The sequence below is a fragment of the Porcibacter vitabionis genome, from assembly GCF_046263795.1.
Taxonomy (GTDB): domain Bacteria; phylum Bacillota; class Clostridia; order Lachnospirales; family Lachnospiraceae; genus Lachnocurva.
This window is the reverse complement of sequence record NZ_JBJYZD010000004.1, coordinates 143,867-158,001: the sequence shown is the minus strand read 5'-3', so window position 1 is coordinate 158,001 and position 14,135 is coordinate 143,867. Positions and strand designations below refer to the sequence as shown.

Genomic DNA, 14,135 nt, shown 5'->3' with positions numbered 1-14,135 from the left:
GGAGCCTTTCGTGCAAAAAGCAGACATTACGATTGCAGGTTCGGTTGGATTGGCCGGAACCTTCCATATCCTTCATGCAAATCGAGAGCTTCTGGAGAAAAATTTTCCTGCTTCTTTTCTGGAAGGGGCAGATCAGATCCTGTCGAAGGAGGATCCGAAGCGGCTGGCTTTTTCTGTGAAGGAGATGTCGGAGGAAGATTTCGGACTGGTCTATATTTGCGAGGGTGGACCGGGAGGAATCGAAGCGGATCTCTGGAAGGCCGGGGAGGCCTTGCGATCCGGACTTTCTGCGGATATAGGAGAAATCCCGATCCATCAGGAAACGGTGGAAATCGCAGAATTTCTGAATATTGATCCATATCGGCTTGACTCTGCCGGCTCCTGGGTTATACTTTCAGAAAACGGTCGCTCCATCACAGAGTATTTCAAGCGACTGGGCTTCCGAGCGGCCACGGTCGGAGCATTGACATCTGACAAGGGAAGAATCCTTCTTTTTGATCATGGAAGGGAGAAACGATTCCTGGAGAGGGTCAGAAGTAAGGAAATATCCGAAGGAAAGGAAGAGGAGAAATGGAAATGCAGGAAAAGATCTTAAATTACATTGAAAAAAACAGCAGGATCGATCTTCATGAGCTCGCGGTCATTCTTGGGGAAGATGAGGCGGCGGTATTGAACTGCCTGGAAGATATGGAAAATAAGCACATCATCTGCGGTTATCATACATTGATCAACTGGGAAAAGGCCGGCGTCGAGAAGGCTAAGGCCATGATTGAGGTCCGTGTGACTCCTCAGAGAGGCAGCGGTTTTGATAAAATCGCTCAGAGGATCTATAACTTCCCTGAAGTCAGCGATGTCTATCTGATCTCCGGCGGCTTTGATTTCATGGTCATTCTGGAGGGCAAGTCCTTACGGGAGATTGCGGACTTTGTTTCCCAGAAATTGTCTGTTCTGGATTCTGTCTTCTCCACTAAGACGAATTTCATTCTGAAGAATTACAAGGAACAGGGTACCATCATGGTGGATGTTCCCAAGGAAGAACGGATGAAGATGTCTTTGTGATGCAGAGGAAAGGGCAGGAACTTTTGTTATGAGAAGTATGGTGAATCAGACGATCACGGGGATCGCTCCCTCCGGGATCCGGAAATTCTTCGATATCGTAAATGAAATGGATGATGCGATTTCTCTTGGCGTAGGCGAACCGGACTTCGACACGCCCTGGAGGATCCGTGATGAGGCGATCTATTCCCTGGAACAGGGGCGGACTTTCTATACGTCGAATACCGGTTTGAAGCAGCTTCGGGAGGAGATCTCCAAATATCTGGAGCGCCGCTATCAGCTCTATTACAGCCCGAGCTCTGAAATCATGGTAACCGTCGGCGGATCGGAGGCCATTGATGTGGCTCTCCGTGCCATGCTGGATCCGGGGGATGAGGTGTTGATTCCTCAGCCATCTTATGTGAGTTACGGACCCTGCACGATCCTGGCAGGTGGAAAACCGGTCTACATTCCTCTGAAAGAGGAGAATGAATTCCGGTTGACGGCAGAGGAGCTGGAGGATGCGATCACGGAAAGGACCAAGGTCCTGATCCTTCCTTATCCCAACAACCCGACGGGCGCCGTCATGGAGAAAGCTGATCTGGAAGCGGTTGCCGAAGTGGTGAAGAAACACGACCTCTTTATTCTTACAGACGAGATCTATTCGGAACTGACTTATCTGGAAAAGCATGTGTCCATTGCTGCCTTGCCCGGCATGAAGGAACGGACGGTCTATATCAACGGCTTTTCCAAGGCTTATGCCATGACCGGCTGGCGGCTGGGTTATGCCTGTGCCCCGCGGGAACTTCTGTCTCAGATGTTGAAGATTCATCAGTTTGCCATCATGTGTGCACCGACCAACAGCCAGTATGCGGCAGTGGAGGCATTAAGAAACTGTCAGGATGAGGTCGACAAGATGCGGGAGGAGTATGACCACCGCCGCCGCTATCTCATGGACCGTTTCAAGAAGATGCAGCTCCAGTGCTTCGAGCCTTTCGGGGCCTTCTATATCTTCCCTTCCATCAAGGAATTCGGGATGACCAGTGATGAATTTGCAACACAACTTCTGAAGACTAAGAAGGTCGCCGTCGTACCGGGGACTGCCTTCGGTGACTGTGGCGAGGGATTTATCCGGATCTCTTATGCCTATTCTCTGGAAGATCTGGAGAAGGCGGTCGATCGGATCGAGGAATTTGTTACAGAGTTAAGAGCCGGGAAGAAAGCAGACGAAAACAGTGGCAGACAAGAATAAGAAATATGACAACATTATCGAGGCGGTCGATCTCTCTCATGAATATGTCCAGCGGGATGAAGAGGGAAATGTAGAGCGGATCCTGACTGCGGTGGATCATGTCGATCTGGATGTCCGCCCCGGTCAGTTTATTTCCATCCTGGGCCATAACGGTTCCGGAAAGTCGACATTGGCAAAGCATTTGAATGCTCTTTTAGCGCCGACCGGAGGAAGCCTCTATGTCGATGGCAAGGATGCTTCTCTGGAAGAGAATGTTCTTCCCATCCGAAAAACAGCCGGCATGGTCTTCCAGAATCCGGACAATCAGATCATTGCCAGTGTTGTCGAAGAGGATGTCGGATTCGGCCCGGAGAATATCGGTGTTCCGACCGATGAGATCTGGGAACGGGTAGAGAAAAGTTTGAAATCTGTCGGTATGTGGGAATATCGGAAACATTCTCCCAATAAACTTTCCGGAGGGCAGAAGCAGAGAGTGGCCATTGCCGGTGTCATGGCAATGGAACCCAAGTGCATTGTTCTCGATGAACCGACAGCCATGCTGGATCCGGACGGACGGAAAGAGGTTCTTGCTGCAGTGCATGAGCTGAATAAGAAGAAGGGCGTTACGATCATCCTCATCACGCATTATATGGAGGAAGTCGTGGGCTCGGACTATGTCTATGTCATGGACCAGGGCAAAGTCGTTATGCGCGGTCAGCCCAGAGAGATCTTCTCTGATGTCGACAAGTTGAAGTCCTTCCGCCTGGATGTTCCCCAGGTAACGCTTCTGGCGCATGAACTCCGCGAGGCCGGTCTGGACATCCCGGAGGGAATACTGACACGTCAGGAACTGGTAGAAGCCTTACGTATGGCAGCAGGGGAGGAGTAAAAGGCATGGGACTTCGCTTAGAGCATGTGACTTATCGGTACAGCAGCGGCACAGCCTACGAGATCAAAGCCTTGGATGACGTCAGTCTGGAGATCAAAGACGGCCAGTTCTTAGGCATCATCGGTCATACCGGATCCGGGAAATCAACCCTGGTTCAGCATTTGAACGGTCTCTTGAAGGCAAGTTCCGGGCAGATCTATTTTAATGATCAGAATATCTATGCAGACGGCTATGATTTGAAGGGACTTCGAACCAAGGTCGGTATGGTCTTCCAATATCCGGAGCACCAGCTTTTTGAGACGACGGTTTTCGCAGACGTCTGCTACGGACCTAAGAATCAGGGACTGTCGGAAGAAGAGATCAAAACGAGGGCAGGGGAAGCTTTGGAAGCGGTCGGCTTTCCGGAAACCCAGTATGATGCGTCTCCCTTTGAATTGTCAGGAGGGCAGAAACGCCGGGTGGCGATCGCCGGTGTTCTTGCCATGCATCCTGAGATCCTGATTTTGGACGAGCCGACGGCCGGCTTGGATCCGGCAGGCCGGAATGAGATTCTGGATTTGATCCGGGATCTTCATGAGCACGGGAATACCATTGTTCTGGTCTCTCACTCCATGGAAGATGTGGCAAATTATGTTGACCGGATCCTTGTTATGGACAAGGGGCGGCCGAAATACGACGGGACTCCGCGTGAGGTATTCCGCCATTATAAGGATCTGGAGGAGATCGGCCTGGCCGCACCCCAGGTGACTTATGTCATGCATGACTTGAAGAAGGCAGGTTTTCCGGTCGATGTCGACTGTACAACGGTCGAAGAAGCCCGGGAGGAGATCCTTCGGGTCTTTCGGGCGAAAGAGACAAAGTAAAACCTGATGCCAGATGTGGCACAGATATTTGCGAAAGGCAGCATTATGTTTCGAGATATTACACTGGGACAATATTATCCGGCGGACTCTGCTTTGCACCGGATGGATCCGCGGACCAAGCTTCTGGCGACCCTGGTCTATATTATTGCGCTATTTATTGCGGACAATCCGATTGCCATCCTCTTTGTGACGGTCTGCCTGCTTATCATCATTGCCCTTTCCAAGGTGCCCTTTTCCTTTATGGTAAGGGGACTTCGCGGCATTGTCCTTCTGATCGTGATTGCAGCAGTCTTCAATCTCTTCCTGACGCCGGGCAAAGTGGTCTTCCACTGGGCTTTTCTTACCATTACAGAGGAAGGTATCAAGAATGCAGCCCTTATGACAGCGCGAATGATCCTGTTGATTATCGGAAGCTCCATCATGACGCTGACGACCACGCCAAATCAGCTGACGGACGGCCTGGAGTCCGGTCTGCATTTCTTAACCTATATCAAGGTCCCGGTTCATGAAATCGCTATGATGATGTCCATCGCTCTTCGTTTCATCCCCATCCTCATCGATGAGACGGACAAGATCATGAAGGCACAGATGGCCCGTGGAGCTTCCTTTGATACCGGAAATATTGTCCAAAGGGCCAAATCCATGGTGCCTCTTCTGGTGCCGCTTTTTGTCAGTGCTTTTCGCCGGGCCAATGATCTGGCCCTAGCCATGGAAGCCCGCTGTTATAATGGCGGCGAAGGCCGGACCAAGATGAAACCGCTCCACTATGAGAGACGGGACGGCTATGCGTATGGCTGCCTTATCGTATTCCTGGCCCTTGTCATCTGTCTCGGGGTGCGTTTCTGATGAGGGTCCTCATAAAAGTCGCCTATGATGGCACAGATTTTGCCGGCTGGCAGAAGCAGCCCGGCCAGAGAACCGTGGAAGGGGAGCTTTTGAAGGCTTTGGCGGACCTCTTTTCAAGAGAAATTGATTTGATCGGTGGCAGCCGGACGGATGCAGGTGTGCATTCTTACGGAAATCCGGCGGTCTTCGATATCGAGACCAGGATGCCGGTGGAGAGAATCGCCCCGGCATTAAATGTAAGGCTTCCGGAAGATGTCCGTGTCCTATCGTCAAGTGCTGTGGCAGAGGATTTCCATCCTCATAAGATCAAATCCAGAAAGACTTATGAATACCGGATCCGGGTGGCAAGAACTCTGCTTCCGACGGACCGCTATTATTTCCATACGGTTCATGTAGCCCTGGATCTTACAGCCATGCAGAAGGCAGCGGATCTTTTGGTTGGAAAGCATGATTTTACGAGTTTTTCCTCGGTCCATGCCCAGGTGACAAGCCGTGTGCGGACGATTTATGAACTTCAGGTTACAGGGGAGAGGCATGACTCTCTGGAACCGGAAAGATACCGGAGAGTGGAAAACTTTGGCGGATCGGAGCATTTGCAGCAGGCAGATCCTTCGGATCAGCGAACAGACCACCCGGAATTGACAGAAATGGATGTCAGGATCCGTGTCACAGGCGACGGCTTCCTCTATAATATGGTCCGGATCATCGCAGGCACTCTGATCGAAGTCGGACGGGGCGCTATGAGTCCCCTGTCCATGAAAGAAATCCTGGAAGCAAAGGACCGGAGCCTGGCCGGACCGACGGCACCGGCAAAAGGGCTCTTTCTGATCGGGACAGAGTTTGAAAAATAAGTGGCAAAAGGGCTCTTTTTGATTGGAACGGCGTTTGAAGATTAAGTGACAAAAGGTACTATGGACACTCCTATTATCATGATTGTGAATAATTGATAAGAAACCTGGAAAAATATTGTATATTTTTCGTCGAGAAATAGCCAGAAATCGTTTGACACTAAAGGAAAACCGTAATAAAATGTAAAGGCTGATGTAGTTTCAGAAGGTATGTTCCAAAGCCCCGGAGCAGCCTTTGACTATATAGAGCGTATGGAATCCGGTTTGGTACATTTCCCGGAGGAAAGCGCATGAACCTGATTTAAGGAGGAAGCTCTAATGAACAATTCGACTTATATGCCGAACCCGACTAAGGTTGAGAGAAAATGGTATGTCGTTGACGCTGAAGGCCAGACACTTGGCCGCCTTGCTTCTAACGTCGCAAGAGTTTTAAGAGGCAAGAACAAGGCAATCTATACCCCTCACGCAGATACCGGTGATTATGTCATCGTTGTAAACGCTGAGAAGATCAAGGTTACCGGTAGGAAGCTGGATCAGAAGGTTTACTACAGACATTCTGATTATGTTGGCGGACTGAAGTCCACTACTCTGAAGGAAATGCTTCAGAAGCATCCGGAGAGAGTCATTGAAATGGCTGTTAAGGGAATGCTCCCGAAGGGACCTCTTGGCCGCGAAGAATACAAGAAGTTATTCGTATATGCCGGACCGGATCACAAGCATGCAGCTCAGAAGCCGGAAACTTTAACATTTTAATCCTTGAGGAGGGTATCGAATAATGGCTGATAACAAGTATTACGGAACCGGTAGAAGAAAATCTTCTGTAGCAAGAGTTTATCTTGTACCTGGCACAGGCAAAATCACGATCAATAAAAAGGACATCGACGAGTATCTTCCCCTTGAGACTCTGAAGGTTGTCGTTCGTCAGCCTCTGGTTGCAACCGAGACTGTTGATAAGTTCGATGTACTGGTTAATGTAAAGGGCGGCGGACTTGCTGGTCAGGCCGGCGCTATCCGTCACGGAATCTCCCGTGCACTGCTTGAAGTCGACGGTGACTTCCGTCCGACCTTGAAGAGTGCAGGTTTCCTGACACGTGATCCTCGTATGAAAGAGCGTAAGAAGTACGGTCTCAAGAAGGCACGTAGAGCACCTCAGTTCTCAAAGAGATAATACTTCTGCAATGGCAGATTTCAAAGGCTCGGTACATTGTACCGGGTCTTTTTTTATACAGTTCAAAAACTTTCCACAACGGAAAGCTTTTCTTTTACACCTAGTACAACAAGTGTATTATAATTTGTGTGCTTACATATAAAATGAAGTCATGAAAACAAGTAAGGGGCTTCAGATATGGAACAGAACAGGAAAATGTATGGGGAAATTATTAAGGAACATGAATATAGAAAGCTGATTTTTGCTACGGTTATCAACAGATTTGGTGATTCTGTAGATGCAATTGCTTTTACATGGTTGGTTTATCAGATTACACATAGTGCAGCATGGTCAGCAATAGTTTTTGCGCTTAATACACTTCCAAACGTGGTGGTGCAGCCTTTTGCAGGAGCCATTGTTGAGAAGATGAACAAGAAGCATGTGATTGTAGCAACACATCTTCTTAGAGCAGTCATTATTACATTGTTTGCACTTTTATATAGAGCAGGTCTGGTGAATGCCCTGGTTATAGCAATATTTACTTTGGTCATCACAACAGTGGAGTCCTTTAATCTTCCTGCAACTTCAGCATTTACAATGCAGGTGTTCAAGAAAGAGCATATGACTTGCGGAATGAGTCTTAATTCCATGCTTTCAAGTGCTGCATCACTGGCAGGTACAGGTGCTGCCGGCATAATCATTGCAACAGCAGGTGTTACTACAGCAATGATGATTGATGTAGTAACTTTTGCAGTTGCAGCGGCTCTTGTCGGAGCAATGAAGGCTGGAAGAGTAGCAATTACTGAAGCAGCACAAAATGAAGCATTCAAGACAACATCCGCTACCGGAGAAACAGAGAACAAAATGGAGCAGAGTAAAATTGAATTTTTCCTGGATGGATTTAGATATGTGGCAAGCTCACGAGTTATTTGTAATTATGTCTTACTTGCAGTCGCTCTTAATTTTATGCTCATTCCAATAAATGCACTTCAGGCACCAATTGCCAGCGAGATATTCAGAATGGGCGGTGAAATCCTTAGTATTGCAGGCGCATTTGCTGCAATCGGAGGTATTGCTGGATCTGCATTTGTACCAGTTCTTTCACAGAAACTCTCTCCACTTAAGATGATCATGTTTGGAACATCACTTCTCGCGGCAGGAATGCTTGGTATGGCCTGCGGTGGAGTTTTTGCTGGAAATAATATTGCTTGTTATGTGGACGTAGCTGCTTCATTTTTTATCATGATGGTGGCAGCTTCAATCATAGGCGGCACAATCAATATCCAGTTTATGAAAAATGCTGATCCAAAATATATTGCAAGAGCAGCCGCAGTAATGGGAGCTTGCGGAAAAGCATGTATGCCTGTGGGTTCACTTCTTTTAAGCGCAGTTGTAACTAAGGTCAGCATAGAAGCAATTCTTGTATTCTGCGTGATTTTTGCAATAGCTATTTTTGCAATCTTAGTCTTTGTAAAGCCACAGATGTAGCTTGAGGAAGGCTCCATTGGAATTAAAAACGAGAAAGTATCAGAAAATTTAGTATAAAAATTATTTCATTAAAGGAGTTTGCTATGCAAATAAAGCTTAATGAAAACATAAAAAAATACCGAAAGAGCATGAATTTGACACAGGAAGAACTGGCGGAAGCCTTTGGAGTTACGGTTGGAGCTGTATCAAAATGGGAAAGTGGCAGTAATATGCCGGATATTCTAACTCTTATGCAGCTGGCAGACTTTTTTAGCATTTCTGTCGATGTACTTCTGGGCTATAGCATGTCCTCCAAGAACGTCAAAGATATTTCTGACAGGCTGGAAGCTCTTTTACATGAGGATCAATATGACGAGGCTATTGCTGTGGCAGAAAAAGCGCTGGTTAGATATCCGGGTAACTTTAAGATTCTCACAAGTTGTGCGGATGCATACCATATTGTTTCAGCGATAAAAGATTTGAAGGATTATCGTGACAAAGCAATCGAACTTTATGAGTCGTCTCTTCGCTATGTTCCACAAAGTGACAATCCGGAGCAGGAAACCTTTAGCATTAAATATCGCATCGCAACTTTAAAAGGTCGTGATAACCCTGAGAAAGCTCTTGAGGAGTTTAAAAAGATAAATTATCAGGGGATAGCAGACATCAATATTGCCAATATTTTAAGAATGACGGGCAAGCCCGAGGAAGCAATGGAGGTTTATACAAGAGTTTTGGTTTCAATTCTAGTCAAAACCATGGAGTTTTCTACGGAAATGTTTATGGTGCTGGTTTCTATGGATAACACGAAGACATACAAGGAAGCCTGCGAGATTATGGATTGGTATATGACTATAGTAGATGCCACCAGCATTGATAGGAGCAAGAACAGTTATCTTTCCAAGATGAAGATCATGGGGCTTGTCTTTAAATCATTGGTTCTTTGTTGCCTCAAAAAGGATGATGAAATGAAAACCTGCATCGATACAGCTTTACAAATAGCAAAGCAGTACGACAAAAACCCTTCAAATGATTTCGCCGGAAAGATCAAATTCTGGCATGGAAGTAAGGATTATCACCATTCTCTATATGATAATATTGGTGTTGGTGCCGTGGCAGGTATCGATAATATTTTTAATATGGGACCAAAAGAGCTGCCTTATAATGTTATGAAAAAGATGGAAGCAGCCCTTGAATACTGGAATAGCGTAAAATAGACTGATTATGAAGATTTAAAAAGAATTTCCTCGTTCGCCGGAGGCATCATATTTGAGTAAAGCGATACTGAAATTTGGATTTTTTGAAAGAAATGACAAAGTTGCAACCAGCCGCATACAGTAGCCCTGAACTTTCTGCCGTACGCAGCAGGCGAACATCGAGTTTTCAGGATATAGCTTGAAAAAAAGCTAAAATATAGTATTATAAAGCTAACAGAGTTGCCAGGTGCGAATAACACATGGGACCAAGCCGAGCGTTGAGCTTGGCTTTTTTACTTTATGGAGATTGTATGGATTTAAAGAAATATGAGAAGGATATAGATCTCAGCCTTATAGGATTTTCCAAAAACTATAGAGAACTGATGTATATAAAGAATTTGAAGAATATTACTTAAAGTTGCCATCAACCGCATACAGTAGCCCTGAGCTTTCTACCGTACGCAGCAGGTAAACAGCAACTTGAAGGAGAAATGCCAAAAATACGCACTTTCACTTCATTAACAGTTCTCAAAGAGATAATCGTTTCACAACGTATTACGTCTTTGGACAATCATATACGATTTATTACACCTCAGGACAACTGTTCTGGGGTGTTTTTTCATAGGTACATTACGTGGTGATAGTAATGTGAAAGTGATAATTCAAGATTCGAATGCTGTAAAAGCACCCGAGTTTTCACATACCCCAGGCAGAGTATACGCTGTAGTCAAAGATGGTCAGTTAAAGCATGTAGCCTATTATGATGAGAATCATAAACAAGCTGTGAGCATAGATTTAGCACATCCGCATAAAGGGGTACAACCACATAGACACGTATATCTTAGTCACAACAAAAATGATCCTGGAATACCACCTACTGATGCAGAGACCGCGTTAATTAAAAAAATAAAGAAGGAGTTTCAGCTAAAATGAGAAAAAATGAATATGAATCATTAGATCAATTTAAGTCACAGTATGTTGGCGAGTGGAATCCTTCAGGAGGACACTGGTTTGGGTTGGATTTTATATATGAAGGAGTGGAATATCGATTTCATACAGGATGTATGTATGATGAATCAGGGGTTCTTCCAGATGGAAGAGAAGTTATGTTTGGATTATATTGTAAAAAAGAATTTGTTGGAGCGGATAAAAGAGAATATGAATTACTGGGCGAGTATGCAGACATGAACGATGTACTTGAAAGTACTGTAATAAATGGTAGACCATTTAAAGAAGTTATTATGGATGATGATACTGAGATTGTAGGTCAGGATTAAAAATTGTACTTACCGAGAGCTCTGGGGCGCAAGAGGTCCAGAGGACCTCTGCTATGCGCCGACCGGAGTGGAACGAAGACCTCTCGGTAAGCAACAGGTAAGAAACAAAGCTTTCAAGAAATGCTGTATTTTCAAGGATTTCGCCCATACCAATGTTTCCAAAGAGATAATCATTTCACAACGTATTACGTCTTTGGACACACAGAGCGACCTTTTTATTCGGATACAACCGACTCGGTGATGACCGAATAAAATCTGTACAGAAAAACAAATATAAGGTATAATCATTTTAACTCGATAGCGGCCGAGTCGGAAAGGACCGAGTAAAATGAAATTTATCGGTAGAGTAAAACAACTGACACAGATCAAGAAAGAACTGCTTACAGATGGTATGCGAATGGTTCTGATCTATGGAAGACGCCGGGTAGGGAAGAGTGAGCTTGTGAAACAGGCGATCAAGGAATCCGGAGTCAAAAGCTTTTATTATGAATGCAAACAGGTGACAGAGGCGAGTAACGTCCATAGTATCTGTGAAATCATTTCTGAAGTGCAGAAACTACCGAAGTTAGGATATTCATCCATAGAAGAAGTACTGAACTATGTGTTTAAGCTTGCAAAAGAAGAGAATATTGTCTTTGTTTTGGATGAATATCCCTATCTCAGGGAAAATGTAAAAGGCCTCGATAGCATTCTTCAGTCATTGGTCGATAAATACAGGGAAACATCAAAACTTAAATTGGTCATCCTCGGCTCTTATGTAGATATCATGAAATCGTTATTGGAACCTTCGAATCCCCTGTTTGGCAGAGTTGATCTGCCTATGAATCTGAAGCAGATGGATTATTACGAGTCAGCGATGTTTTATCCTCTTTTGTCGAATGAGGATAAGGTCAGGATCTATTCTGTCTTTGGCGGGATCCCCTATTTTAACCGGTTAATTGACGATAAGAAATCTGTAAAAGAAAATATCATAGATTTAATAGCCTCTTCCGGGGCAAGACTGGAAAATGAGGTCTCCATGTACTTAAGCTCTGAAATCTCCAAGATCGTGAATGCAAACGAGGTATTCTATACACTTGCCAAAGGATTCTCTAAGTATAGTGATATTCTGTCCCAGTCTCATGTATCAAGCGGTCCCACTCTTGTTGATGTCCTTGACAAGCTCATCAATATGGAAGTGGTGGAAAAGAAAGCACCGATCAATGATGATAGTAACAAAAAGAAGATGGGGTATTATATCTGTGACAATCTTTCTCTTTTTTATTTCCGCTATATCTTTAAATATTCTTCTCAGATGAAAATAATGGACTCGGATGTATTTTATGAGAAGTATATCCAACAGGATTTTGAGGAAAATTATGTCCCCCATAAGTTCGAGGAAATTTGCAGGCAGTATCTGATCCGTCAGAATCGGCTTGGAAATATAGACCCTGTTCTTGAGAAGATCGGAAAATATTATTATGATGATCCGAAGACTAGGTCAAATGGAGAATTCGATGTTGTGTCGGAAGATGAAAAGGGATATATCTTCTATGAAGTCAAATTCAGAAAAAGAAAAATATCACAGGAAGTGATCGATGAAGAAATACAACAGGTAAAGAATACCGGTCTCAATTGTTATAAGTATGTCTTCTTTTCGAGGGCCGGATTTACGGTAAAAGAGACCGATACAGTAAAGCATATCGAACTCGACCGGCTATTCCAAGGAATGCTTCCGGAAGTTCGAAGGAGAAATTAAGAAACTGCACGAAGAATTGGGACTCTACTTGTGACCTTCGATTACTCCGCCGATCTCCACTTCCTCCCAATAAAGGGGAAGTGAATCTCCCTGCCAGGAAGTAAGATCCGATTGGCTGTTTTTCGCCGGATGGCGGGTTTTCTGCCGTGTAAGAAGAAGGATATGATCGAATCCTAAGGAGCGTGCCAAAGTAATCCCGTCGGAGAATCCGCCGTCTAACAACTCCTTTTGGTGGGCATCGCTGCTGAGAAGGATCTCGCCGCCAAGCTCATGAAGCGTGCCGAGGAGTTCCCGCCTGGGATAAGGCTCTGCCTTTCGTCCCCGGTTATAGGCACCAAGATTCAGTTCAAAGGGGATCTGATAGGAAACAAGCTTTTCCAAAGCATCTTTTGCCGGATTCAGATATGCCGGATTGGTCTCGTCCAGGAAATGACCGCCCTCTTCCCAAGGCAGGTCATTGAAACGGCTTACGATATCAAAATGCCCGATGAAAGTTGGCCTGGTTCGTTTCACGACGTCTGCTTCAAAACGGTAATAATCCCGGGCCAGTGCATAGAAATCGCCCTGGTAATAGGTCTTGCAGTCTTCTCTTAATTTCATCGGGTCCCCATCCATTCCGATGATCTGGTCGCCATTCTGCCCGCCTTCCCGGATCTCACTCAGGGCACAGGTCTCCTGCCACAAAATGCTGTCCGGAATGGGAATAAAATGCGTGGAACCAATGCGGTATTCGACATTCGGGGCACAATCCGGCCCTGTAATACTGTCAATTTCCGCCCCGCGAAGGATTTCAATCTGGTCCGCATAGCATTCTTGCAGGCGGCGGATCTCGGCATCATAGGAAGGAAAGTCCATCCTTACACCGGGATCCATGTGCCCGGAGAAACCCAGATGCAAAAACCCCTTCTTCAGGGCTTCACGGACCATATCTTCGGGCGTGTTTGTCCCATCGCAGAAGCTGCTGTGTGTATGATAATTTGCCGGAATACAGCTTGACATGATGAACGATTTCCTTTCCGGATCCTGGAATTGATGCCGTTTAACCTGTCGATGGAAGGTTCCTTTGGATCAAGGGATTGATTCCATCTTCAGGGCATGACAGATCCTTTTATAATGGAGAAATGCGGACCGGTCGTTTAATTCCCGGATTTCATCCCATGAGGCAAGCCGGCAGGCGATCGCTTCTGATTTCTGCAGGGTGATATCTGTTTCTGTAAAGGGAAAGCAGAAGTGATAGATATCCATAAAATAAGGATCCCCATCGTCATTTCGATAACGATCGATTGGAATTGCCTTGGATTCAAATCCCGGAATACGAGAGGCAAGATCCAAACCGGTTTCTTCCGCTACTTCACGCTTCAAGGCATCCATTGACGATTCACCGGACTGTACTCCACCGCCTGGTACTTCCCAGTCGCCGGCTGCCCACTTTTTATCCAAAGCCCGCCGTGTGATCAGAAACTTATGATCCGGTGTCTCCAAGAGGGCAAGAATATAGAGCATGTACTGCCCGTCCTTGAGATGGTCCGACTTCCGGTCGATGATCTGCCCGGTTTTTTCTCGGTTTGCATTATATACGTCGATCCATTCTGCCATTC

At 45.7% G+C, this 14,135-nt stretch carries 15 protein-coding genes; 13 read left to right on the top strand and 2 right to left on the bottom strand.

Translation table 11 applies throughout. The annotated features are described in order from the left end of the window. Positions 1–10: 10 nt before the first annotated feature. The 13 genes from ACKX2L_RS05050 to ACKX2L_RS04990 all read left to right on the top strand — a co-directional run bounded on the left by ACKX2L_RS05050 (position 11) and on the right by ACKX2L_RS04990 (position 12,537). Positions 11–595 carry an AIR synthase family protein gene (locus ACKX2L_RS05050; protein ID WP_497550527.1) on the top strand — a complete coding sequence of 195 codons (585 nt, stop codon included), beginning with the start codon at positions 11–13 and terminating at the stop codon, positions 593–595. Next, positions 577–1,059: an Lrp/AsnC family transcriptional regulator gene (locus tag ACKX2L_RS05045; RefSeq protein ID WP_497550568.1), complete on the top strand. Its 483-nt coding sequence runs from the start codon at positions 577–579 to the stop codon at positions 1,057–1,059. The genes ACKX2L_RS05050 and ACKX2L_RS05045 overlap by 19 nt, the downstream gene beginning before the upstream one ends. A gap of 28 nt (positions 1,060–1,087) precedes the next feature. Next, positions 1,088–2,287, top strand: coding sequence for an aminotransferase class I/II-fold pyridoxal phosphate-dependent enzyme (locus ACKX2L_RS05040; RefSeq protein ID WP_497550526.1), 1,200 nt, complete (start codon positions 1,088–1,090; stop codon positions 2,285–2,287). Beyond that, entirely contained in the window at positions 2,271–3,155 is an 885-nt protein-coding gene (locus ACKX2L_RS05035) for an energy-coupling factor transporter ATPase (protein ID WP_497550525.1), read from the top strand. The genes ACKX2L_RS05040 and ACKX2L_RS05035 overlap by 17 nt, the downstream gene beginning before the upstream one ends. Before the next feature lie 5 nt (positions 3,156–3,160). Continuing rightward, complete coding sequence (locus tag ACKX2L_RS05030) at positions 3,161–4,018, top strand: energy-coupling factor transporter ATPase (RefSeq protein ID WP_497550524.1); 858 nt, start codon at positions 3,161–3,163, stop codon at positions 4,016–4,018. A gap of 45 nt (positions 4,019–4,063) precedes the next feature. Next, positions 4,064–4,864: an energy-coupling factor transporter transmembrane component T family protein gene (locus tag ACKX2L_RS05025; protein WP_497550523.1), complete on the top strand. Its 801-nt coding sequence runs from the start codon at positions 4,064–4,066 to the stop codon at positions 4,862–4,864. Further along, positions 4,864–5,715 carry a tRNA pseudouridine synthase A gene (locus ACKX2L_RS05020; protein WP_497550522.1) on the top strand — a complete coding sequence of 284 codons (852 nt, stop codon included), beginning with the start codon at positions 4,864–4,866 and terminating at the stop codon, positions 5,713–5,715. Before ACKX2L_RS05025 ends, ACKX2L_RS05020 begins: the two co-directional genes overlap by 1 nt. A 333-nt stretch (positions 5,716–6,048) precedes the next feature. Then, the gene (rplM, locus tag ACKX2L_RS05015; protein ID WP_497550567.1) at positions 6,049–6,465 is read left to right on the top strand and encodes a 50S ribosomal protein L13; all 417 of its coding nucleotides are present in this window, start codon (positions 6,049–6,051) and stop codon (positions 6,463–6,465) included. Between the two features lie 22 nt (positions 6,466–6,487). Further along, positions 6,488–6,880: a 30S ribosomal protein S9 gene (gene rpsI, locus ACKX2L_RS05010; protein WP_497550521.1), complete on the top strand. Its 393-nt coding sequence runs from the start codon at positions 6,488–6,490 to the stop codon at positions 6,878–6,880. A 177-nt stretch (positions 6,881–7,057) separates the two neighbouring features. Further along, positions 7,058–8,347, top strand: a complete 1,290-nt coding sequence (locus ACKX2L_RS05005; RefSeq protein WP_497550520.1) for an MFS transporter — start codon at positions 7,058–7,060, stop codon at positions 8,345–8,347. 83 nt (positions 8,348–8,430) lie between these two features. Beyond that, on the top strand, positions 8,431–9,543 hold the full coding sequence (locus tag ACKX2L_RS05000; protein ID WP_497550519.1) for a helix-turn-helix domain-containing protein: 1,113 nt from the start codon (positions 8,431–8,433) through the stop codon (positions 9,541–9,543). A 908-nt stretch (positions 9,544–10,451) separates the two neighbouring features. Next, on the top strand, positions 10,452–10,799 hold the full coding sequence (locus ACKX2L_RS04995; protein ID WP_497550518.1) for a hypothetical protein: 348 nt from the start codon (positions 10,452–10,454) through the stop codon (positions 10,797–10,799). A 328-nt stretch (positions 10,800–11,127) separates the two neighbouring features. Then, entirely contained in the window at positions 11,128–12,537 is a 1,410-nt protein-coding gene (locus ACKX2L_RS04990; RefSeq protein WP_497550517.1) for an ATP-binding protein, read from the top strand. 24 nt (positions 12,538–12,561) lie between these two features. Here ACKX2L_RS04990 and ACKX2L_RS04985 read toward each other — a convergent pair whose 3' ends face one another. Both ACKX2L_RS04985 and ACKX2L_RS04980 read right to left on the bottom strand, forming a co-directional pair. Next, a complete protein-coding gene (locus ACKX2L_RS04985) occupies positions 12,562–13,536 on the bottom strand; it encodes a histidinol-phosphatase HisJ family protein (RefSeq protein ID WP_497550516.1) in 975 nt (324 codons plus the stop codon). A 69-nt stretch (positions 13,537–13,605) separates the two neighbouring features. Next, positions 13,606–14,133, bottom strand: a complete 528-nt coding sequence (locus tag ACKX2L_RS04980; RefSeq protein ID WP_497550515.1) for an NUDIX hydrolase — start codon at positions 14,131–14,133, stop codon at positions 13,606–13,608. Positions 14,134–14,135 lie beyond the last annotated feature (2 nt).